17 protein-coding genes and 2 pseudogenes are annotated in these 19,791 nt (G+C 60.6%); 7 read left to right on the top strand and 12 right to left on the bottom strand.

Annotation, left to right across the window (positions count from 1 at the left end; genetic code table 11):
* The first annotated feature begins 68 nt into the window (after nucleotides 1-68).
* Nucleotides 69-1,423, top strand: a pseudogene (gene tilS / locus ACTG27_RS10940) (tRNA lysidine(34) synthetase TilS).
* A gap of 83 nt (nucleotides 1,424-1,506) precedes the next feature.
* Here the strand turns inward: tilS and ACTG27_RS10935 are convergent.
* Nucleotides 1,507-2,409, bottom strand: a complete 903-nt coding sequence (locus ACTG27_RS10935; protein ID WP_005347848.1) for a GGDEF domain-containing protein — start codon at nucleotides 2,407-2,409, stop codon at nucleotides 1,507-1,509.
* Nucleotides 2,410-2,527: 118 nt separating this feature from the next.
* Here ACTG27_RS10935 and ACTG27_RS10930 point away from each other — a divergent pair, with 118 nt between their 5' ends.
* A complete protein-coding gene (locus ACTG27_RS10930; RefSeq protein ID WP_323890873.1) occupies nucleotides 2,528-4,480 on the top strand; it encodes a cation:proton antiporter domain-containing protein in 1,953 nt (650 codons plus the stop codon).
* A gap of 28 nt (nucleotides 4,481-4,508) precedes the next feature.
* Here the strand turns inward: ACTG27_RS10930 and ACTG27_RS10925 are convergent, their stop codons facing one another.
* The 4 genes from ACTG27_RS10925 to ACTG27_RS10910 form a co-directional block, all read right to left on the bottom strand.
* A complete protein-coding gene (locus tag ACTG27_RS10925; protein ID WP_323890875.1) occupies nucleotides 4,509-5,654 on the bottom strand; it encodes a patatin-like phospholipase family protein in 1,146 nt (381 codons plus the stop codon).
* A gap of 112 nt (nucleotides 5,655-5,766) precedes the next feature.
* The gene (locus ACTG27_RS10920) at nucleotides 5,767-6,645 is read right to left on the bottom strand and encodes an alpha/beta hydrolase (RefSeq protein WP_113738955.1); all 879 of its coding nucleotides are present in this window, start codon (nucleotides 6,643-6,645) and stop codon (nucleotides 5,767-5,769) included.
* Between the two features lie 82 nt (nucleotides 6,646-6,727).
* Nucleotides 6,728-7,324 carry a TetR/AcrR family transcriptional regulator gene (locus ACTG27_RS10915; RefSeq protein ID WP_113738954.1) on the bottom strand — a complete coding sequence of 199 codons (597 nt, stop codon included), beginning with the start codon at nucleotides 7,322-7,324 and terminating at the stop codon, nucleotides 6,728-6,730.
* Between the two features lie 113 nt (nucleotides 7,325-7,437).
* The gene (locus ACTG27_RS10910; protein WP_113738953.1) at nucleotides 7,438-8,082 is read right to left on the bottom strand and encodes a response regulator; all 645 of its coding nucleotides are present in this window, start codon (nucleotides 8,080-8,082) and stop codon (nucleotides 7,438-7,440) included.
* 171 nt (nucleotides 8,083-8,253) lie between these two features.
* Here ACTG27_RS10910 and ACTG27_RS10905 point away from each other — a divergent pair, with 171 nt between their 5' ends.
* Complete coding sequence (locus tag ACTG27_RS10905) at nucleotides 8,254-8,880, top strand: glutathione S-transferase (RefSeq protein ID WP_113738952.1); 627 nt, start codon at nucleotides 8,254-8,256, stop codon at nucleotides 8,878-8,880.
* A gap of 75 nt (nucleotides 8,881-8,955) precedes the next feature.
* Here the strand turns inward: ACTG27_RS10905 and ACTG27_RS10900 are convergent.
* The 5 genes and pseudogenes from ACTG27_RS10900 to ACTG27_RS10880 form a co-directional block, all read right to left on the bottom strand.
* A pseudogene (locus ACTG27_RS10900) lies at nucleotides 8,956-11,065 on the bottom strand (alpha-amylase).
* Nucleotides 11,066-11,294: 229 nt separating this feature from the next.
* Entirely contained in the window at nucleotides 11,295-12,461 is a 1,167-nt protein-coding gene (locus tag ACTG27_RS10895) for a hypothetical protein (RefSeq protein ID WP_005338464.1), read from the bottom strand.
* Nucleotides 12,461-12,832 (bottom strand): GtrA family protein, encoded by a 372-nt coding sequence (locus tag ACTG27_RS10890; RefSeq protein WP_005338463.1) that lies wholly within the window; start codon nucleotides 12,830-12,832, stop codon nucleotides 12,461-12,463. Before ACTG27_RS10890 ends, ACTG27_RS10895 begins: the two co-directional genes overlap by 1 nt.
* On the bottom strand, nucleotides 12,829-13,848 hold the full coding sequence (locus ACTG27_RS10885; protein ID WP_058056731.1) for a glycosyltransferase family 2 protein: 1,020 nt from the start codon (nucleotides 13,846-13,848) through the stop codon (nucleotides 12,829-12,831). Before ACTG27_RS10885 ends, ACTG27_RS10890 begins: the two co-directional genes overlap by 4 nt.
* A 55-nt stretch (nucleotides 13,849-13,903) precedes the next feature.
* A complete protein-coding gene (locus ACTG27_RS10880) occupies nucleotides 13,904-14,449 on the bottom strand; it encodes a hypothetical protein (RefSeq protein ID WP_439979665.1) in 546 nt (181 codons plus the stop codon).
* Between the two features lie 316 nt (nucleotides 14,450-14,765).
* Between ACTG27_RS10880 and ACTG27_RS10875 the strand changes: the two genes are divergently transcribed.
* The 4 genes from ACTG27_RS10875 (at nucleotide 14,766) to ACTG27_RS10860 (ending at nucleotide 18,116) form a co-directional block, all read left to right on the top strand.
* The gene (locus tag ACTG27_RS10875) at nucleotides 14,766-15,530 is read left to right on the top strand and encodes a substrate-binding periplasmic protein (protein ID WP_439979664.1); all 765 of its coding nucleotides are present in this window, start codon (nucleotides 14,766-14,768) and stop codon (nucleotides 15,528-15,530) included.
* 92 nt (nucleotides 15,531-15,622) lie between these two features.
* The gene (locus ACTG27_RS10870) at nucleotides 15,623-17,107 is read left to right on the top strand and encodes a L,D-transpeptidase family protein (protein WP_279503882.1); all 1,485 of its coding nucleotides are present in this window, start codon (nucleotides 15,623-15,625) and stop codon (nucleotides 17,105-17,107) included.
* Between the two features lie 164 nt (nucleotides 17,108-17,271).
* Nucleotides 17,272-17,817, top strand: a complete 546-nt coding sequence (locus tag ACTG27_RS10865) for a DUF882 domain-containing protein (RefSeq protein WP_005338458.1) — start codon at nucleotides 17,272-17,274, stop codon at nucleotides 17,815-17,817.
* Nucleotides 17,818-17,864: 47 nt separating this feature from the next.
* On the top strand, nucleotides 17,865-18,116 hold the full coding sequence (locus ACTG27_RS10860) for a lipoprotein (RefSeq protein WP_376888645.1): 252 nt from the start codon (nucleotides 17,865-17,867) through the stop codon (nucleotides 18,114-18,116).
* Nucleotides 18,117-18,201: 85 nt separating this feature from the next.
* Here the strand turns inward: ACTG27_RS10860 and ACTG27_RS10855 are convergent, their stop codons facing one another.
* Together ACTG27_RS10855 and cysZ are read right to left on the bottom strand one after the other, a co-directional pair.
* Nucleotides 18,202-18,816, bottom strand: coding sequence for a trimeric intracellular cation channel family protein (locus ACTG27_RS10855; protein WP_005338456.1), 615 nt, complete (start codon nucleotides 18,814-18,816; stop codon nucleotides 18,202-18,204).
* A gap of 146 nt (nucleotides 18,817-18,962) precedes the next feature.
* Nucleotides 18,963-19,727, bottom strand: a complete 765-nt coding sequence (gene cysZ / locus ACTG27_RS10850; RefSeq protein ID WP_005338455.1) for a sulfate transporter CysZ — start codon at nucleotides 19,725-19,727, stop codon at nucleotides 18,963-18,965.
* Nucleotides 19,728-19,791: the final 64 nt, after the last annotated feature.

The raw sequence follows: 19,791 nt of genomic DNA, 5'->3' as shown, positions 1-19,791 counted from the left end.
TAGCAGCAGGGTTGCAGCTTGATAAGCCCGACTCTGCTAAGATCGGCCGGTCCGTTTTGGGGAAGCCTATGATTTCTCATCTTTATTCTCGCTTTTGTCTGACTATGCCAGCGCCGGAAGGTTCCACCGGTCTGCTGGTGGCCTTCAGTGGCGGCCTCGACTCCACCCTGCTGCTGGTGCTGGCGGCGCAGTATGCCCGCGAGCATGGCCTGCCACTTCGCGCCCTGCACGTGCACCACGGCCTCAGTCCCCATGCCGATGAGTGGGTCGCTCATTGTGAAGCGGTGTGTCAGCAATTGGCGGTGGAGCTGCTGGTCGAGCGGGTAACTCTGGCCCGCGGCAATGGCGAGAGTCTGGAGGCGCAGGCGCGCACCGCCCGTTACCAGCGGCTGACCGCCCGGATGCGGGAGGGGGAGTGGCTGCTCACCGCCCACCATCAGGACGATCAGCTGGAGACTCTGCTGCTGGCCCTCAAGCGCGGCGCCGGTCTGCGAGGGCTGGCGGGGATCTTGCCAAGCCAGCCCTTTGCTGGCGGCCTGTTGCTGCGGCCGCTGCTCGATATGAGTCGCGCCGAGCTGGCCGAGGCGGCGGCAAATCTCCCCTTTGGCTGGGTGGAGGATGAGAGCAATCAGGACGTGAGCTATGACCGCAACTTTTTGCGCCAGATGCTTATCCCCCAGCTCAAGGCGCGCTGGCCCGCCATGGCCCAGACCGCGGCGCGCAGCATGGCCCTGTGCGCCGAGCAGGAGGCGCTGCTGGACGAACTGGCAGAGAGTGACTGGCAGCTGGCGGGCGAGGGGGAGGCGCTCCATATCGGCCCGCTGCACGCCCTTTCACCCACCCGGCGCAACAACCTGCTGCGCTACTGGATCCGCCGTCAGGGGGGGAGATGCCATCCCGTGAGCAGCTTGCCCGGCTCTGGCAGGAGGTAGCGCTGGCGCGCGGCGATGCCAATCCCCAGCTCAACTGGGGGCGCCAGAGCTGCCGCCGTTTTCAGGAGCGACTCTATCTGGTGAGCCCTGATCTGCAACCTTGCCATCAGGTGTTGCCGGTCACAGTGGGTGAGCCGCTGACCCTGCCGGACGGGTTGGGTGAGCTGGTGGTGCGCATGGCGGAGCACGGCGAGGATCTGCTACGTGCCCCCCGGCCGGACGAGCCGCTCTCGGTGCGTTTTCAGGTGGCGCCCGGGATCCCCCTCAAACCGGTGGGGCGGAGCGGTAGTCGGCGGATGAAGAAGCTGCTGCAGGAGTATGGCGTGCCTTCGTGGCAGCGGGGGCGCATCCCCATCCTCTACTATGGCGAGCAGGCGGCGGCGGTGGTGGGGCTCTTTATCTGCGACGGTTTTATGGCGCAGGGGGCTGGGCTGGTCTGTCACTGGCAGGGGGGGGCAGCTCCGGTTTTGCCCGAGCAGGATCTTGCCTGAGGTGATCGGTGTGAGCGGGGACCCCAAAAAAAGAAGCTCCGGTCACATGGCGCGCATGTGCCGGAGCAAAGAAGAGTTCGGGATTATTCGTTAGGGCTGGCCTTGCCTGCTTTCTTGCGGGCGTAGAGGTGACTGTCGGCCGCCTCGTAGAGGCTCGGCACATCGACCCCGGATTGCCAGCTGGCGGCACCAAGGCTGCATCCGACCGAGAAGGTGCTGAGCTCCTTGTTGGTCATCAACATATGCTGCAGTCGCAGCCAGACCGGGCGCCACGCCTCGGGTTCGGCCGGTTGCAGCAGCAGGGCAAATTCATCTCCCCCGAGCCGGAAGGCTTGATCCGTGCTGCGGATACACCCCTTGAGCAGCTGGGCGAAGCGGCTCAGCACCAGATCCCCCACTGGATGGCCCCAGGTATCATTGATCTGCTTGAAGCGATCGAGATCCAGCAGCACCAGCACCAGACCGTGGGGCTCGCGGCTGTGCTGCTCGATGGCGCGACCGATAGCCTCGTCAAAGTAGGAGCGGTTGCCAAGGCCGGTCAGGTGATCGAGCCGGACCAGCTGATCCAGTTTTTCCAGCCGCAGATAGAGGGGCAGCAGCAGGCAGAGCAGCTGATGGTATTGCATCAGTACCCGTTGCTGGCTGCCGCTCAGCGGATGTTCCAGCTCGTAGTGGAGCTGGCCGAGCAGCTGGCCATGTTGACCGCGCAGCTCGAACGGATAGTTGTGCAGGTTGAGGGTGGCCAGCGGCGGGTGCTGGATCAGCACATGGGGCTGGCCACAATCGAGGTAGAGACCGTGGATCCTGACAATTCTTGCCGCACGATCGGCAAAAGTTGTCAGCAGACCGCCGAGATCGCTCTGCCCCAACAACTGCTCGAGCAACTGGTTGCGTTCAACGCTGGGCAACGGCGTGAGCCGCTCCATCTGGCGAACCCACTGCTCGATGCCATGGCTAAAGCCATTAAGTGACGACGTATTTTCCATGGTCTTCCACCTGTAACACCTGACTACTGTCTCCTCCCTGCAATTGGCATGCCCAATATATCTTTCCTGCCCGCCAGATTGGCTGACTAAGCTTAAGTCGATAAAAGGAGAGGAAAATTTGTACACCGACCTGTTGATCCTGCTGTTCGCCGCCGTTCTGCTGGTGGCAACTTTCCGGCGCCTCGGCTTGCCGGTCATCCTCGCCTACCTGATTGCCGGCGTCTTGCTCGGCCCCCACGGGCTGGCGGTGATCACCGGCCAGTCGATCATGCAGACCATTGCCGAGCTCGGGATTGTCTTTCTGATGTTCTCGCTGGGGCTGGAGTTCTCCCTGCCGAAATTGCTGGCGATGCGCCGATTGGTGCTGGGGGTCGGGATGTTGCAGGTGCTGCTCACCTCGTTGCTCTTCTTCGCCATCTGCTGGTGGTGGGGGCTGGGTCTGGCCCAGTCGCTGGTGGTGGCGGGAACGTTGGCACTCTCCTCGACGGCGGTGGTGATCAAGCAGCTCGGCGAGCAGAAGCAGCTCCATACCCGCCGCGCCCAGCTGGGGGTGAGCGTGCTGCTGTTTCAGGATCTGGCGGTGGTGCCCCTGCTGGTGATGATCCCCATCCTCGCCCAGCCGGAAGTGCAGGGGAGCGCTTTGGCCGCCGAGATCGCCTGGGCCACCCTCAAGGGGCTGTTTGCCCTCTTCACTCTGCTGGCGGTCGGTAAGTGGTTGCTGCCGCTGCTGTTTCACGAGGTGGCGCGGGCCCGCTCCGACGAGCTGTTTGTACTGAGTGCCCTGCTTGTGGCGCTGCTGGCTGCCTACATGACCCATTCGCTGGGGCTGTCGATGGCGCTGGGGGCGTTTCTGGCGGGGATGATGCTGGGGGAGTCCCACTACCGTCATCAGCTGGAGGTAGACATCAAGCCCTTTCGCGATGTGCTGATGGGGCTCTTCTTTATCACCATCGGCATGGCCATGGAGTGGGAGCTGGTGGCGCGGGCATGGTGGCAGGTACTGATCTGCGTGGTGCTGCTGGTGCTGTGCAAATCCCTGCTGGTACTGCTGGCCGGGCGGCTGATGGGGGAGCGCAAGCGCGACAGCATGGCCGCCGGCATCATGCTCAGTCAGGTGGGGGAGTTTGGCTTCGTGCTGCTGGCGCTGGCACTGCACCACGGCCTGCTGGATCAGCAACAGGTCTCCCTGCTCATCGGCATCGGCATCATCTCCATCGCCATGACCCCCTGGCTGGTGACCCAGGCCCATTCGCTGGCCCGCAGCCTGACCGATCCGGCGTTGCTGACCCGCTCCGAAGTCGCCCAGTCGGGCCTGAGCAAAAACCAGCATGTCATCATCGCCGGGTTTGGCCGGGCCGGGCAGACCTGTGCCCGTTTCCTCAAAATCGAAGAGATCCCCTTTCTGGCCCTCGATCTCGACCCCGAGCGGGTGAGCGAGGCCAAGCTGGCGGGGGAGCAGGTGGCCTTCGGCGATGCCAGCCGCCGCGATATTCTGCTGGCCGCCGGTCTGCTGCGGGCACGGCTGGTGATCATCACCTTCGATGACCGCAAGCGGGTGGAGGCGATGCTGGCACTGATCCGCGAACTGGCGGGGGATCTCAAGGTGCTGGTGCGTACCCGGGATGACAGTTTTCTGGAGCAGTACAAGCAGGCGGGGGCATTTGAGGTGATCCCTGAATCCCAGGAGGGGGCCCTGATGCTGGTCTCCCACCTGCTGCTCAACTGCGATATTCCCATTGGCCGGGTGATCCGCCGGATGGAGCTCGAGCGCAGCAGCCAGTATCGCTTTCTGCACGGCTTTTACTGGGGGGATCAGAGCGCCAGCAATCTGGAAGCGGATCAGCTGCTCGAACGCCTCCATCCGCTGTTGCTGCACGATCAGGCGTGGGCGGTAGGCCGTGAAGTGCGCGAGTTGCCGCTCGATGAGGTGCGGATCAAGGAGGTGCAGCGCGGGGATCAGAGTCTGGAACCCAGACCCGAGCTGGTGCTGGCGGCTGGCGATCGGCTGATCCTGTTTGGTACCGTGGTGGCGATGGAGCAGGCGGAGCAGCGTTTGCTGGAGGGGCGCTGAGTCCCCTTGCACTCATCGGCCGCGTCCTTTACTCCCGCTCTTTTGGTAGCCCTTCGATATCGAGGAAGGCGACGACCCGCTCCCACTCCCTCAGGGTGTCCTGATAGCCCAGCTTGATCAGCTGTTGGCAGTAACCTGGATAGAACATCAGAAAGCTCGCCAGACTGCTGGTCTCATCCCCCTTCACGCCCAACACCCGCAACAGCCGGCGCAACTTTAGCGGCAGTTTGCGCAGGTAGGCCAGTGCGATGGTGTCGAGATCCTGACTCGGTTTCAGCACGCAGGTCTCCACCCGCTTCAGCTTTAGGCGGTTGCGCTCCCGCTCAGGGATAAGATCCAGAGTCTGGTTGATGCGCCACAGCCGCTCCAGATCGGAGTTGAGGGTGTCGGTAAAGACCGTATCGAGCAGATGGCTGGCGATATTGGAGCTGGTGAGATGACCGTGATGATGGGTCGGCGCCGAGTGGGCTGGCGGATCCAGGGTGATCAGCAGGATCCGCTCCGCCCCCAGATGGATGGCGGGGCTGAGCGGGCTCAGCTGGTGGATGGAGCCGTCGCCGTAGAATTTCTCGCCGATCCGGGTGGCCGGAAAGACAAAGGGCAACGCCGAGGAGGCGAGCAGGTGCTCCGATGTAAGCACGGTGCGTACCCCGCGCCGTCTGGCCCGCTCCCACGGATGGTGGTCGGCCCGCCCCTGAAAGAAGGTGGTGGAGAGACCGTCGTCGTAATCCGATGCCGTGATGGCCAGCGCCTCCAGACTGCCGTAGAGGATGTTGTCATCGATGCGGTGATAGTCGATGAGCTGATCCAGCAGGCGGTGCAGCGGCGCGTTGTCAAAGAGGTGAAAGGCGTGGTTGGTGTGGGGGTTGATCAGCCCCGCCGACCCCTCGTACATCAGCCGCCACAGCAGGCGACCGGGATGAAAATCGAAGATGTGGTGAGTCTCGAAGCGGCGCCATACCCACTCCAGCTTGCGCACCCCCAGATGGAAGCAGGAGGCGTAGCAGGCCAGCGCGGTGACATTGATGGCCCCCGCCGAGGTGCCACACAGGATGGGAAAAGGGATGCCGAGATTGCGCGGGTAGAGCTCCGCAATCGCTTTGAGGGCTCCGACCTGATAGGCGGCGCGAGCACCGCCACCGGTGAGCAACAATGCTGTATTGGGTCTGGCCATATGCTGGCGCCTTATCGTGTTCTGACAAGAATGTTCCCACTGACAAATTAACTATAAGGCGCTGTATCAAATATAAAAACGGGCGCTTGCCCGTTTTTTTCATGGCCCCATGTCAAAGGGCGCGGTGAGGATTTTCCGGTCGCGCCAGCTGATCGAAGGCGGCGAATACCGGGGCGCTGGCGAGGATGCGACCGTGGCCCAGTCCCCGGGTGCTCACCAGCCGGGTATGACCATCCTGACTGGCCCGCAAGGAATCGCCGTGCGGTGCAAATCTGTCCTCCTCGTCGTGCACGATCATCGCCGCGCCGCTGCGACTGGCGAGCCGCCCCAGCGGATCGACCGTGCTCAAGGGGTGCTGGTACTCTTGCTCAATCTCCTTGACCACCGCATCGAACAACCGGATGGAGTAGCCGGAGCGTGCCACCATGCCGTAGAGCTGGGGCACATAGTCGAGCACCGGTGAAATCAACAGCAGCGGCAGGGTATCGATACCCGGCTGACGGCTGGAGAGAGTGACGGCGCCTCCCATGCTGTGGGCGATGACCCCGTGCAGCGGGCCTGCTTCGCTGGCCAGCTTGGTCGCCAGCTCGTCGAAGGCGCGTACGAAGCGGGGCAGGTGGCCAGTGTTGCCTGCGCTCTGGCCGTGGGCCGGATGATCGTAGGCAATGGCGGTGAAACCCTGCGCGGCGATATGGCTCATCAGCGGATAGAACTGGCTGGCGCTGCCGGACCAGCCGTGCATCAGCAGCCACAGCGGCCCCTGACCGAGCCGATAGCTCATCAATACCCCTTCGCTGGTATGGACGGCCTGCTTCACCAGACCGGCTGGTTCGTGGCCACCGCGCTGGTTGCGCTGGGGGGTGAGCAGCAACTTGCTGGCGGTGCGCTTGGCATGGGTGGGGGCGAGTCTGTGGTGCAACCGGGTGCCGATCCCCAGCAGCCATTTGCTCGGGCTGAAGCGGCGGGTGTTGAAGTAGATCTTGCTGCTCATGGTCATCCTGTGGTTTTTATGTGCGAACGGTCGTGCTTTTTTGTCGGTTTTTAAAAAGTCGTGTTGAACGGATGCTAAAACATCAGCGCCAGCTGGCGAGCAGAGCATCCACTTCGGGCCAGAAGTGGCGAGCCGGATCCTGACACAGTTCGAGATCGTTGAACACCTGATCCGCCAGATAGAGGCCATAGAGGCGATAAACGGCGCGCCAGGGATCCATCTCGCGTCGCCACTCGCCTGCGGCCTGACCCTGCACCACCTGACGGGCCAGATAGTCGAGCCAGAAGCGCACCAGTTGCCGGGCGGCTTGCTGCACCTGGCTCTTTTGCTCATGGCCATCCTGCACCGAGGTCCAGGCGTCGAGGAACATGCAGCGTCCGGCGAAGCAGTGGTTCCAAGCCTGCCAGGCACGCAGCAGGGCGATCAGCTTGTCGTGCTGGCTCTGGTGCTCCTGCTGGCGTACCGGCTGGATCACCCGCAGCCGGAACACCTCGGCGGCGTACTCCAGCACGGCTATCTGCAGATTGTCTCGGGATTGAAAGTGGGCAAACAGGCCGCTTTTGGACATCTCGCAGGCGCTGGCCAGCGAGCCGATGGTCAGGCTCTCCAGCCCTTGCTGGCTCGCTTGCTCAAAGGCTGTCTGTAAAATGTTTTCCCGGGTCAGGCGCCCCTTGCTCATCACGATCTCCTCATGGCTGGTGGCAGCATAAAGTACGATCGTGCTAATTGTCGAGCAACAAATAGTCAGCATGGCTGGCTATCTCATCTGGCCTGTGTCGCCGCGTTCGGGGCTCAGCTCTCCTTGATATCGAGCTGTTGCAGGGCGATAACCGCCTGAGTGCGGTTCTTGACGCCCAGTTTTCTGAAGATGGCGGTGATATGGGCCTTGATGGTGGCCTCGGAGACGTTGAGCTCCCAGGCGATCTGCTTGTTGAGGCTGCCATCACGCAGCATGATCAGCACCTTGTATTGCTGGGGGGTGAGGCTGGCCAGCTTGCTGGCGAAATCGGGGCCGTCTTCCGATTCAGGATGTAGCGAGATGCCTTCCGGCACCCAGTTATCCCCCCCGATCACCGTATTGAGGGCATTGACCAACTCCTTCATCGGTACCGATTTGGGAATGAAGCCGAGCGCCCCGAGCCGCAATACCTGCTGGATGATGGCCGCATCTTCCGAGGCGGAGACCACCACGATGGGCAGGTCGGGATACTGGCCGCGCAGGTGGGCCAGCCCCTCGAAGCCATTGGCCCCCGGCATCTTGAGATCGAGCAGCAACAGGTCAACTTCGGGGTGCTCGCCGAGCAGGTTGGTCAGGCTGTCGATGGAGTCCGCTTCCAGCAATTGAGCGTCGTTGATGGCCATGTGCACCGCTTGGTAAAGGGCGCCCCGAAACAGGGGGTGGTCATCTGCGATGACGATGGTAAATTGGTTGTCCATATTTCGGTTAATGGCTCACATTGTTGCTAACTGATTGTTTTGAAAAATCAAACTAGCATCGCTCACCAAGAGGGTCAAACCCGCCGGTGTGCAAATGTGAAGCGACCATCGGATGTTTTGCCATCAAGGGCAGACCGGCCGGTCGCAGGCGACTCATGCAGGAGGCAACAGATGGGTTCCTTGGTATTGGCGGTGGGCACCGGCTCCACCTGGGCGATGCGGGCGGCACTGGTGCTCGCCATGAGCGGGCTGACGTGGCAGGAGCAGGTGTTCGATCTGGAGGATGCCAAGTCGCTGGCGCGGCTCAAGCGGCTGGCACCGGCCGGTCTGGTGCCCTGGCTCGAACACGACGGCGTGCGGGTTCACGACTCGCTGGCCATCGCCGAATATGTTCACGAGCTCTGTCCCGACCGCCAGCTCTATCCGGTTTTGCTGGCCGAGCGGGCACTGGCTCGCAGCCTCTGCGCCGAGTTGCACGCGGGATTTCGGCAGATCCGTTCTCTGCTCCCCTTCTTTCTCGGTGCTCCCACCCGCAGCGAGCCGCCGGTTGAGGCGGTGGGCGAGCTGGCCCGTTTGCAGGAGGTCTGGTCGCAGGCGCGGGGCCCCTTCTACTTTGGCGAGGCGGGTATTGTCGATGCCTTCTATGCCGTGATGGCCTATCGGCTGGCCAGCTACGGCATCCTGTTGCCCGGTCAGGCCGGAGCCTATCAGCAGGCGCTGCTCTCTTGGCCTCTGTGGCAGGAGACCCTGCTCAAGGCGCGGTTGCAGTGGCCGGTGGCGGCGTGCCAGTCACAGTGAGCCTTGGCAGATAGATAAACGAGAGAGGGGAGCCAGTGGCTCCCCTCTCTGTTGCTGGTGAAGGTGGCTTCGGGGTTACTGCTGCCGACCGGCAAAGACCACCACTACCTTGTCATCCCTCTTCTCCCGCACGAAGGCGTAGGGGGCATCCGAGAGTTTCTGGTGACTGCCTGCCGCAATGGCCGGATGGGCGGCGCGGAACTGGCCCAGTTGCTGCCAGTGCTTGACCAGCTCGGCCTTGTCTCCGCTGGCCAGCTCCTGCCAGTTCATATCCGAGCGCAACGCCTGATCGAACACTCCGCCATCCTTGGCAAGCCCCCGGCCGGACTCGTCGCCGTAGTAGAGCTGGATGCCGCCCGGCAACAGCATAAAGCTGTTGGCGACCCGGCGCTGTAGCGGCACATCCTGATAGTCTCCAAAGAACAGCTTGGTGTCGTGGGAGCTGATGTAGCTCAGCACGTTGAACTCGGGATCCTGATTGATACGGCTGGCGTAGCTGGCATAGGTGGGCTCGGCGCTGGCCATGCACTGGGCCTGTGACAGGGCGAACTCACGCTGATAGTCGAAGTTGATCAGGGAATCGAAGCCGTTCTGATACCAGAAATCCTTGGCTACCCCGTGATCCCACACCTCGCCCACCATGTAGAAGGGCAGATCGTCGAGGGCCTTGCCCGGGTTGGCAGTCTTCCACTCCTTGAGTGCAGCACTGCCCGCCTGCTTGAGCTTGGCCCACACTTCGGGCTCCAGATGCTTGACGGTGTCGGCGCGGAAGCCGTCGATGCCAAAGCGGCGCACCCAGTCGGTGTGCCAGGCGATCAGGTAGTCGCTCACAGTAGCGTCGGGCAGCGCCTTGGCGAGGGTATCCTTTTTCGCGGCCAGCAATGGCGGCAGCCCTACCGGTTTGGCCGATTCGGTCAGAAAGTCCGGTAGCCCCGCCACCGAGCCGGTGACATCGTCGGTGCCGGGCTGCGGGTAGCCGGGCAGACCGGCGCGCACCCAGTCACCACTCCACCACTTGTTCCACGCGGGTGATTGATAGTCGATGAACTGGTTGTAACCATGCCAGTTGAGGCCACCGCTCGGACGCCACTGGTTCCAGACGGTCGGCAGTTTGCTGCTGTTCTGAGTTAGCTCGGTGAGCCCCAAATCCTGCAAGTCGGCGAGGGTGGCGTAACCAGCATGGTTCATCACCACGTCGAGGATGATCCGCATGCCGCGCTTGTGGGCCTCATCCACCAGGGTTTTCAGACTCTCCTCGTCGCCGTAGTTGGGGTCAATCTTGGTGAAGTCGAGCGCCCAGTAGCCGTGGTAGGCATAGAAGGGGAAATTGCCCTGCTCGCCGCCACCAATGAAGCCGTGAACCTGCTCCACCATGGGGGTGATCCAGATGGCGTTCATGCCGAGGCTCTTGATGTAGTCGAGCTTCTCGGTCAGCCCCTTGAAGTCACCGCCATGCCAGGTGGCTACCTCATCCTGACCATCCTTCTGGCGGCCGAAGCTGTGGTCGTTGGCGGGGTCGCCGTTGTTGAAGCGATCGGTCAGCAGAAAATAGACGCTCGCCTGATCCCAGCTGAACGGCGCTGACTTGACTGCCTTGACCGGCTCGAGCAGCAGCAGGCCGCCGCTCTCTTTGCTCGGGCAGGGTCAGCTTGCCCTGTTTGACCACCGCCTCCTGTTTCGAGTAGGCATCCCGCAGTCGGGTACCGTCGGGCCAGACCCCTTTCAGGGATACAGTGACCGGGCCGCCATCCCAGCTGATGCAGGGCTCTTCTGGTGGCTGGCGCTTGAACTCGCTCTTCTTGGTCGCCCGCAGCACCTTGAGGCTGGGGGTATCCGGGTTGAAGGTGAACTGATACTCCCCGGCCAGCATCACCCGCAGGGTAAAGCTCTGATCCTTGCTGCATTTGTCCATGGGCTGGGCGGTGCCGAAGGGGAGTGGCTTGCTCTCGCTCGGGCCAAAGCTGGTGCCGCAACTGTTGCCTGCGTCGCTGATGCGGATCTGGTGGCTCCCCTTGGCAAGGGGATGGGTCAGCTCCACCGTGCCCTTGTCCAGCGCGATCGGGGCCGCTACCGGTTGACCATCCACATAGAGGTGAACCTCAGGGGCAGCCATCGCCTGTTGGGTGAACAGAGGGGCGGCCAGCAGGGCGAGCCAGAGAGGGGATAAGTGATGAGCACGACGCATAAGCCATTCCTTGAGCAGGGCAGTTCGGACAAGGGCCCATTCTAGGAGCAGCAAAGCGCGCCTTGGATCGGCAAAATGCCGATTTGTGACTTCAGTTCAAATGGTTACGTTTTCAAGCCGAGGAAAGTGTGACGGAGAGGAGATGGGAGGCTCTGTCGATAAAAATAGCGGCCATAAAAAAATGCCGGTCAGGTGACCGGCATTTGGTGTATCAGGCATCGTCGTCACATCAGACGGTGAAGAACTTGAAGTTGACGAAAGCCACCGCGATGAAGGAGGCCACCATGCCGCTGATGCAGAGCACCGCCGGGCGGATGGCTGGCCAGCGATGGGTCAGCAGAATGATGGCCAGCAGGGTCGGGTAGAGCCCGAACATGTAGCGTGGCATGGCGTTGAGGCCGGTCATCAGCGGGATGGTGCAGCAGATGAACATTAGGGTCGCTTCCGCCCAGCGTTTCTGGCTGAACAGGTAGCCGTTCAGGCACCAGCCGAAGATCACCATGATGGAGAGGTAAGCCTTGCGGCCGCCCAGCTCGAAACCGCTCAGCCACCAGTCCAGCGGGCTGTCCATGTAGCGACCCCATGCCACCTGAATGTGTTTGAAGGCGAAGGCATCGCCGGTCAGGTGATAGAGGTAGACCATGTAGGCAAACAGGCCAAACGGGATCATCCAGAGGGTGAACACCACCTTGAAGGCGCGCTCGGTAAAGCGGAAAAATTCCCGCCAGCCGTAGGCTTGCAGCGCCAGGATCAGCACCGGGAAGACCATCATCACCCCCAGGTTGCGGGTGGCGGAGATACAGACCCCCAGCACGGCCACCATCAGCCACTGCTCCCGATAGGCGAACAGGAACATCCCCAGCATCAGCGCCATAAAGGTCGACTCGGTATAACCGGAGACGAAGTAGGCGGAGAAGGGGGAGAAGGCGAGCAGCCATACGCCAAAGCGGGCGGTATCGTCCCCCAGCTTGAGCTGACGCAACACCAGCAGCATCAGCGGCAAACTGGCGAAGAAGGAGATATTGGTAACAATGATGAGGCCGATCAGGCTCTCGACATTGAACAGGTTGGAGATGGCACCGGAGACCATCGGATAGAGAGGCATAAAGGCCCAGTTGGCCGCATTGCCCTTGCTCAGCCAGCGCGGGTAGAGGTCGTAGCCGTTCTCGATGATGCGCTGGAACCAGACGCAGTCGAACTGGCAATAGGCCTGCAGCGGGCCAATGTCGGGGGAGCCATAGAGCTGGACACCGAAGTAGCCCATGCCATACAGCGCCACCCGGCTCAGCATGAAGGCGGCGATGATCATCAGCCAGTCACGGCCGCTGATGCGCAGTGACGGGCGATAGGGGAGTGCAGCCCCGGTTAGCGGGGCAGTATTGGTCATATCATTCATCAGGCAAAAACCCAGACGCGAGAGAGAACGTAAGTGAGGACGGTAACGGTCAGGGTGGCGATGACCACCGGCAGCAGACCGGAGAGCCCCGCAAACAGCAGACCGCTCAGGATCAGGTTACGCACCGCCAGCGAGAAGAGGGCGACCAGCAGAAACTTGCTGGCGGCTCCCTGCTTCTGGAAGGTGATGTAGCGGTGACCAAAGAAGGAGAACCAGAACGCGATGGCAAAAGCCAGCGTGGTAACCAGGTGCTCCGAGATGGTGGGCCAGGTATGAAACAGTGCGATGGAGGTGCCAAGGTCGACGAGGGTAGCCCCCCCGCCGACAAAACCGAAACGTACCAGCCGCCAGAATTCCTCGCGGGAGATCATTGAGGCGCCTGCTCCTGCTGCTCTTGCGGATTGCTGTCAGCGCTCTGCGGTTTGGCCGCATCCTGCTTGGCATACTGGCCATAGACCCCTTCAATGAGGTAGACCGGGCGCTGTTTCACTTCCACAAACATGCGGCCGATGTACTCGCCGATGATGCCGAGCGACAACAGCTGGATACCACCGAGGAACAGCACTACGGACATCAGTGAGGCGTAACCGGGCACGTCGATGCCGAAGAAGATCACCTGGGTGATGATTTTCAGGATATAGAGGAAGGCTACCAGCGAGACGCTGACCCCCACATAGCTCCAGACCCGAAGCGGCCAGCTGGAGAAGCTGAGCAGGCCGTCGAGGGCGAAGTTCCACAGTTTCCAGTAGTTGAACTTGGTTTCACCGGCGTGACGGGCCGGGCGCTCGTAGGGGACGCCAACGGCACGGAAACCGGCCCAGGCAAACAGCCCCTTCATAAAGCGGTTGCGCTCCGGCAGCAGCTTGATCGCCTCGACCACGCGACGGTCGATCAGGCGGAAGTCACCGGCGTTCTCCGGCAGCTTGGTGCTGGTGGAGAGGGCGTTGAAGAAACGGTAGAAGCCACCGGCAGTCAGGCGCTTCATCGGGGTATCGGCGCTGCGATCGACGCGGATGCCGTAGACGGTGTCATAGTCACCGGTCTGCCACAGTTTGACGAACTCCAGGATCAGGGCGGGCGGGTCTTGCAGATCCACGTCCATCGGCACGATGGCATCCCCTTTGGCCTGATGCAGACCGGCGGTCAGGGCTGCTTCTTTACCGAAGTTGCGTGCCAGGTTGACCAGGGTCACGCGCGGGTCACGGGCGATGGCCTGCTCGACCACTTCACGGGTGCGGTCACGGCTGCCATCGTTGACGAATACAATTTCAAGCTGGTCTTTCAGCGGGGCCAGTTCGTTGTCTATCGCGTTGATGAAGGCATCGATGCTCTCTTCCTCGTTGTAAACGGGAACGACCAGAGAGAGTCGAAAATCTGGATGCGACATAAGAACGTCCTTATTTGGGATAGTTGTTTTTATAAAATGGTATTCGGGGCAAGGATCACTGGGCTACGGTCAAACGTACCGACTGCACATTGATGGGAGTAGGTGCCGAGAGCGCCAGAAAATTGGGGCGCTTGGGATCTGCCGTGAGCGAGTCGCCGGGCAGACTGAGGCGGATTTCGTTGATACCCGCTTTTGCCAGTTTCACCGTGGTGGTGAAGTCGTGACCCAGCGCCACTTTCAACAGGGCACCGGCTTCCGGACTATTGATGCGGGCCTGTACGGTAAGCTGATCCGGATTGGCTGCCTGCTTGGGCAGCACAAAGTAGAGACCGCCCTGACCGCTGAGCAGGGTACCTTCGTCGCTCGGCTTCTTGGCCCAGCCTTCGCTGGAGAGAAAGCGGCTCGGCTTGGTCAGATTGAGCTCGTTACCCGGCTGATAGGTCATGCTGGAGTTGTGTTCCCAGAAGCGGGTCTTGCCTTCCAGATAATAGAGTTTGTAGGCCAGGCTCACGTTGGGGTGAGCAGCCAGATAGAGGGTGTAAAGATAAAAACCGCTTAACGCCAGAATGGCAGTCACAAAACCGAACTTTTTGTACGTCATATCACTCTCTATGCCTGACAGAATGGGTAGGCCGATGTCGCGCATATGCTAATCCAATTGCAAAAAAAGCATAGTGGATCACAAAAAAATATTTGGTCACATATTAACCCCTTTTTACCCCTGTTCCAAACGTTGCTGTTTCCCGGTTAAACAGGTCTGGCAGGGCGCCGTTTGCCAGTGGCGCTCCGGCAAGGTATTTGGCAAATAGACGTGCTTTGCTGCGTCATTTTCTAGCGGATGCGATAGTCATCTGGCCTCTATCGCCATTTTGCAGGGGGCGATTTATGATGACTCACTTATTCGTCAAGGATGACATATGAAGTGGATCTCTTGCTGTCTGTTGCTTGGATTATGGGCGCCAATGGCATTGGCCAGGGCCCTGTGTCCCGAGCCTATTCAGGTCGGTTACGATAACTGGCCACCCTACCATTATTACGAAGCCGACTCACCGCAAGAGGTGCGCGGTTATGCCGCCGAGGTGCTGACGGCTGTGCTCACTTCCATGCACTGCAAGGTCAACTATGTGGAGCTGCCCTGGAAGCGGGTACTGCACGAGATGGAGCATGGCGAGATAGACATGGCGATGGAGGCGAATATCAATGATGAGCGCGCTCGTTATGCCTGGTTTTCCGACTCCTACAACCCGGGGCGCACCTTGCTGTGGATCCGCAAGGGCAGCTACTACCCCGAGCAGGATCTGGCGAGCTGGCTGGCCAGTGGTTACTCCCTAGGTATCACCAAAGAGTACTTCTATGGTGAGGAAGTGATGTCGCTGCTCGCTCGCTATGCCAAACAGGTGAGTGCGGTGAGCGACCAGCAAAATTTTGAGAAGCTGGCCCGCGGCCGGATCGACGGTTTCCTCGGTGACATGCTGGCTACCCCCAGCGCCCTTAACAAGGAGGGGATGAGCGGTCTGTTCACCAGTCACCCCATGGTGGTATCTGAATCGCCGAGCTTCTTTATGTTGGGCAAACGCAGCTTTTCGCCGCAGTTCTTGCAACAATTTAATCAGGCGTTGGCGCGGTTCAAGGAGACAGATGCGTATGACATTATCTGGCAGCGTTATGCCCCCGGGCGCTAGCAAAGTATTGGCCGTTCACGCATCATGAGCGGCCTGAGCATCGGGTCTGCTTGTCAGGCCTGACAGAGTGAACAAACCGTTTTGAGGTACCCATGGGGATGAAGTATTGGCTGGCCCTTGCCAATTTGGTGTGGCTGGGATGTTTGCCCGCTGGCGCGGTACATGCAACCGAAGCACAAGTCGTGGTGGCGGCCAGTGAAACCGGACACGACTGGTATCAGGGCAGTCAGGCCGAACAGGCCCGTGTCGAGCTGGAGCAGCAGTTGCAAGAGGCTGTGCTTGCCCAGCTGCATCCCGATTTTTTCACGCTGTGGAAGCGTCTGCAGGCCACCCCTGCAGACAAGCGTGGTGCCATCTATGACGACATTTTTACCAAGCTCAGTCGTTTCCAGCACGCCTGGCGGGGGATGGATCTGGTCTCGCGCGAGCAGATGAAGACCCTCAAGCTCGATTTGAACCGCCCTGTAGTGACCCAACCCAGCGATGATGACCTGCTCACCCAGGTGAAATCCCTGCGCCCTCAGGTGGCGGAATACGAGGCGGTGCGGGCTAAAGTGCACAAACTGCTGGCAATGCCGATGGCCAGCAAGTGGCCTACCCTCGATATGCCGACCCTGCGTGCCGGAGAGAGCTCAGCCGAGCTTGGCCAAATCCGCGCCATGCTCAACGAGCTGGGCGACAGTGCCCCGAGCCATGGTGATCAGATTTACGATGGTGATACCGAGCAGGCCATCAAGCAGTTCCAACGTCGTCATGGTCTCACCGCGGACGGCATCATCGGCCGTCAGACCCGCTCCTGGCTCAATACCGGCCCGCAAGTGCGCGCCAGCCTGCTGCTGCGTAACCTGTGGCGTCGCGATCTGGTGGATCAGCTCGCCGGTGGCCGCTACGTGCTGGTCAATATTCCCGACTACCGCCTGAGCGTGGTGGAGTCCGGCAACGAGGTGTTTACCAGCCGAGTCATCGTCGGCAAGGAGCAGCGGGCCACGCCCATTCTGGCCAGCGAAATTCGCTCCATCGTGCTCAATCCCTCCTGGCATGTGCCGCGCTCCATCCTGAGCAAGGACATCCTGCCCAAGCTGGGTCGCGATCCTGCCTATCTGAGTCGCGAGCAGTTCGAGGTGATCGACAGCGAGGGCAATCCGGTCCAGTTCACCGAAGAGGGGTGGCATCAGGCGCTGGCCGCCGGTTTCCCCTATCGCCTGCGGCAAAAGCCGGGGGATCACAATGCTCTGGGGCGCTACAAGTTCTACCTGCCCAACAATGACGCCATCTATCTGCACTCCACCCCGCGCAAGGCGCTGTTCGAGCAGGGGGCGCGCGCCTTCAGTTCGGGCTGCATCCGGGTGGAACATGCGGACGATCTGGCCGAGCTGTTGCTGGCAGATTCCCGCTATCAGCCGGACAAGGTGGCCAATATCCTCAAGGAGAGCCAGACCAAATGGTTGCCGCTCACCACGCCGATCCCGGTCTTTACCGTCTACTGGAGCAGCTGGATCGACGAATATGGTCGCCAGCAACTGCGCAATGACATCTACGGATTTGATCGGGTCAGCTTCCAGAGCCGCCTGCTGTGATCCCTGCCACAGAGTGAAAAGCCCGGCCTGTGTCGGGCTTTTCTATGGGCGATTGAGGTTTGACAGGGCCCCCCGCCGGAGGGTAGTTTCAAGCGCCTGTATCACATTCAATCAGTGATCTTATTCAACTATTTTCGCTTGAATCTGCGATGGACGAACCCCTTATGCTGGAACAAGAGATAAGTCGACGTCGCCTGTTGCTGGGAGCCGGTTGCCTGCTGGGCAGCTCGCTGATCTCCTTCCCTGCACTGGCCAGCCGCAGTACCACCGGGCGTGAACTCAGTTTCTTCAATCTCAATACTGGCGAGCGGGTGCGCGCGAGCTATTGGGAGAACGGCCACTATCTGAGCGACGGGTTGGCCGAGCTCAACCACATCTTCCGCGATTACCGGCGCAATGAAGTGTTCAACATCGACAAGAAGCTGTTTGATCAGCTGTTCCTGTTGCAGCACAAGCTGGGTCGGCGCAGCGAAATCCAGCTGATCTCCGGCTATCGCGCCCCGGCGACCAATCGTCAGAAGCGCCACAAGAGCCGCGGCGTGGCCAAGCACAGCTACCACACCCTGGGGCAGGCGGTGGATGTGCGGATCCCCGGCGTACAGCTGGCCCATCTGCGCAAGGCGGCGCTCCAGCTCAAGGTGGGTGGGGTTGGTTACTATCCCCGTGATAACTTCGTTCACCTCGATACCGGCCCGGTGCGCAGCTGGTAAAGGGGTTGGCAAACTGCCAAGCTCTTCCCACCAGAGAGGAGATTGCGATGAAAAAGATAGTGATTGGCGGCCTGATCGCCCTGTTTTTGACCGGTTGCAGCAAGCTCAACCGTGAAAATTACGACCAGTTGAAGATGGGGATGAGTTACGCCGAGGCCAGCACCATTCTGGGCAAGGCGGAGCGTTGTGATGACGCCTTGGGCACCACCAGCTGCCTCTGGGGCGGAGAAGGGAAGAATATCAAGATCCGCTTTATCGCCGACAAGGCGACCTTCTTTAGCTCGGAAGGGATTAACTGAGTCGCAGACCGTCCATGAAAAAAGCGCCGCTCGGGCGCTTTTTTGTTGCTCGCAATCCAACCCGCCTCGCCAGAAGCTGGCGTACTCAGTGGGTCGCGTACTGGTAGTTGAAGGTGGGCAGACCCCACTTGAAGCGAACCGCCAGCAGTCGTAGTACAAAGCCGATCCCGATGGAACCGAACGCGGCCCAATTGGTCGGCAAGCCCTGATCCAGCGCCAGACAGTAAAGCGCTGCGGTGATCAGCGAAATGGCTGCATAGAGCTCGCGACGAAATACCAGTGGAATTCGCTGACAGAGCAGATCCCGCAGCACCCCGCCAAAGACCCCGGTCACTACCGCCATGATGCAGGCAATACCGGCGCCGTGGCCCATATCCAGCGCTCGGGCCGCACCGAAGATAGAGAAGACCACCAGTCCCAGGGCATCAAGGGCCATGAACAGCTTGCCGAGGTAGCGCATCAGGGGGGCGGAGACCACACCCGCCATCGCGGCTGCGGCAACCAGCAGCACATATTCCGGATGTTCAATCCAGAGCAGCGGATAGTGGCCGAGCAGCACATCGCGAATGGTGCCACCACCGATGGCCGTCGCCGAGGCGATGATCACCACACCAAACAGATCCATCCGTCGCCGACCCGCGGCCAGCGCGCCGGTCATCCCTTCGGCCACCAGGCCAACCAAGAAGAGTGCATGTAACATGAGATATCCCAGGGAACGAGAAAGGCCAGAATCCTACCAACTCGTGTCATATGGGACAAGCTATCGAATGCATGCATTAATTTAATTCATGCTAAATGCGAAAAAGGCACCGTTTCGGGTGCCTTTTTCTAATCAATGTTCAAGGGTTAGCGCCCCAACTGCTCTTGCCGGTAGTGATCGACCCACATGGCGGTGGCACCACAGATGGCGACCGGCATCACGAAGAGGTTCACCACCGGAATGGCGGAGAAGAGGGTCACCAAAGCGCCGAAGCTGAGACACTTGCCACGGCGTTGCTTCAAGGCGTCACGCATGGTGATGAAGTCGATCTTGTGGTTGTCGAACGGATAATCCACATACTGGATCGCCATCATCCAGGCGCTGAACAGGAACCAGAGCACAGGCGCCAGGGTCTGGCCCACCACAGGGATCAGAAACAGGATCAGGCAGCCGATGGCCTTGGGCAGGTAATACTTCAGCTTGGTCCATTCGCGGCCGAAGGTGCGTGGCACATCCTTGACGATATCCAGCATGCCGCTGTCATTGGCGGGCTGACCGGTGAGGATCTGCTCCACCTTCTCCGCCAGCAGGCCGTTGAAGGGAGCGGCTACCCAGTTGGCGACCGAGCTGAAGATAAAGGAGAAGACCACCAGTATGGTGATGAGGGCGATGGGCCACAGCAGGTAGTCCAGCCAGTCGAGCCAGGCGGGGATCTGCTGATGGAGCCAGGCGAACAGGCCGTCCAGTTGCAGCAACAGGGCATAGAAGGCCCCGGCAAACAGCACGAAGTTGACCAGCAGGGGGATCAGCACAAAGGTGCGGATGCCCGGTTGGCGAATGAGGGAAAAACCGCGCAGAAAGTAGTCTGCACCGCTGATTGAATCTTTGACCATATGGGGTGATTGGCTCATGTGAGCTCCATCTATGCATGGGAGAACTGCCAGCATATTACAAACAAGCCTTTGATTTGGTAAA

This window comes from Aeromonas sp. 97A (assembly GCF_051919185.1).
GTDB classification, from domain to species: domain Bacteria; phylum Pseudomonadota; class Gammaproteobacteria; order Enterobacterales; family Aeromonadaceae; genus Aeromonas; species Aeromonas veronii.
Note: the sequence above shows the minus strand (reverse complement) of the source record. Positions and strands in the feature narration are given on the sequence as shown.

Bases quoted from the DNA above. Each gene is read 5' to 3' on its own strand.
- ACTG27_RS10935 (WP_005347848.1), bottom strand. From the start codon at position 2,409: ATGGAAAATACGTCGTCACTTAATGGCTTTAGCCATGGCATCGAGCAG.
- ACTG27_RS10925 (WP_323890875.1), bottom strand. From the start codon at position 5,654: ATGGCCAGACCCAATACAGCATTGTTGCTCACCGGTGGCGGTGCTCGC.
- ACTG27_RS10920 (WP_113738955.1), bottom strand. From the start codon at position 6,645: ATGAGCAGCAAGATCTACTTCAACACCCGCCGCTTCAGCCCGAGCAAA.
- ACTG27_RS10915 (WP_113738954.1), bottom strand. From the start codon at position 7,324: ATGAGCAAGGGGCGCCTGACCCGGGAAAACATTTTACAGACAGCCTTT.
- ACTG27_RS10910 (WP_113738953.1), bottom strand. From the start codon at position 8,082: ATGGACAACCAATTTACCATCGTCATCGCAGATGACCACCCCCTGTTT.
- ACTG27_RS10905 (WP_113738952.1), top strand. From the start codon at position 8,254: ATGGGTTCCTTGGTATTGGCGGTGGGCACCGGCTCCACCTGGGCGATG.
- ACTG27_RS10895 (WP_005338464.1), bottom strand. From the start codon at position 12,461: ATGAATGATATGACCAATACTGCCCCGCTAACCGGGGCTGCACTCCCC.
- ACTG27_RS10890 (WP_005338463.1), bottom strand. From the start codon at position 12,832: ATGATCTCCCGCGAGGAATTCTGGCGGCTGGTACGTTTCGGTTTTGTC.
- ACTG27_RS10885 (WP_058056731.1), bottom strand. From the start codon at position 13,848: ATGTCGCATCCAGATTTTCGACTCTCTCTGGTCGTTCCCGTTTACAAC.
- ACTG27_RS10880 (WP_439979665.1), bottom strand. From the start codon at position 14,449: ATGACGTACAAAAAGTTCGGTTTTGTGACTGCCATTCTGGCGTTAAGC.
- ACTG27_RS10875 (WP_439979664.1), top strand. From the start codon at position 14,766: ATGAAGTGGATCTCTTGCTGTCTGTTGCTTGGATTATGGGCGCCAATG.
- ACTG27_RS10870 (WP_279503882.1), top strand. From the start codon at position 15,623: ATGGGGATGAAGTATTGGCTGGCCCTTGCCAATTTGGTGTGGCTGGGA.
- ACTG27_RS10865 (WP_005338458.1), top strand. From the start codon at position 17,272: ATGCTGGAACAAGAGATAAGTCGACGTCGCCTGTTGCTGGGAGCCGGT.
- ACTG27_RS10860 (WP_376888645.1), top strand. From the start codon at position 17,865: ATGAAAAAGATAGTGATTGGCGGCCTGATCGCCCTGTTTTTGACCGGT.
- ACTG27_RS10855 (WP_005338456.1), bottom strand. From the start codon at position 18,816: ATGTTACATGCACTCTTCTTGGTTGGCCTGGTGGCCGAAGGGATGACC.
- cysZ (WP_005338455.1), bottom strand. From the start codon at position 19,727: ATGAGCCAATCACCCCATATGGTCAAAGATTCAATCAGCGGTGCAGAC.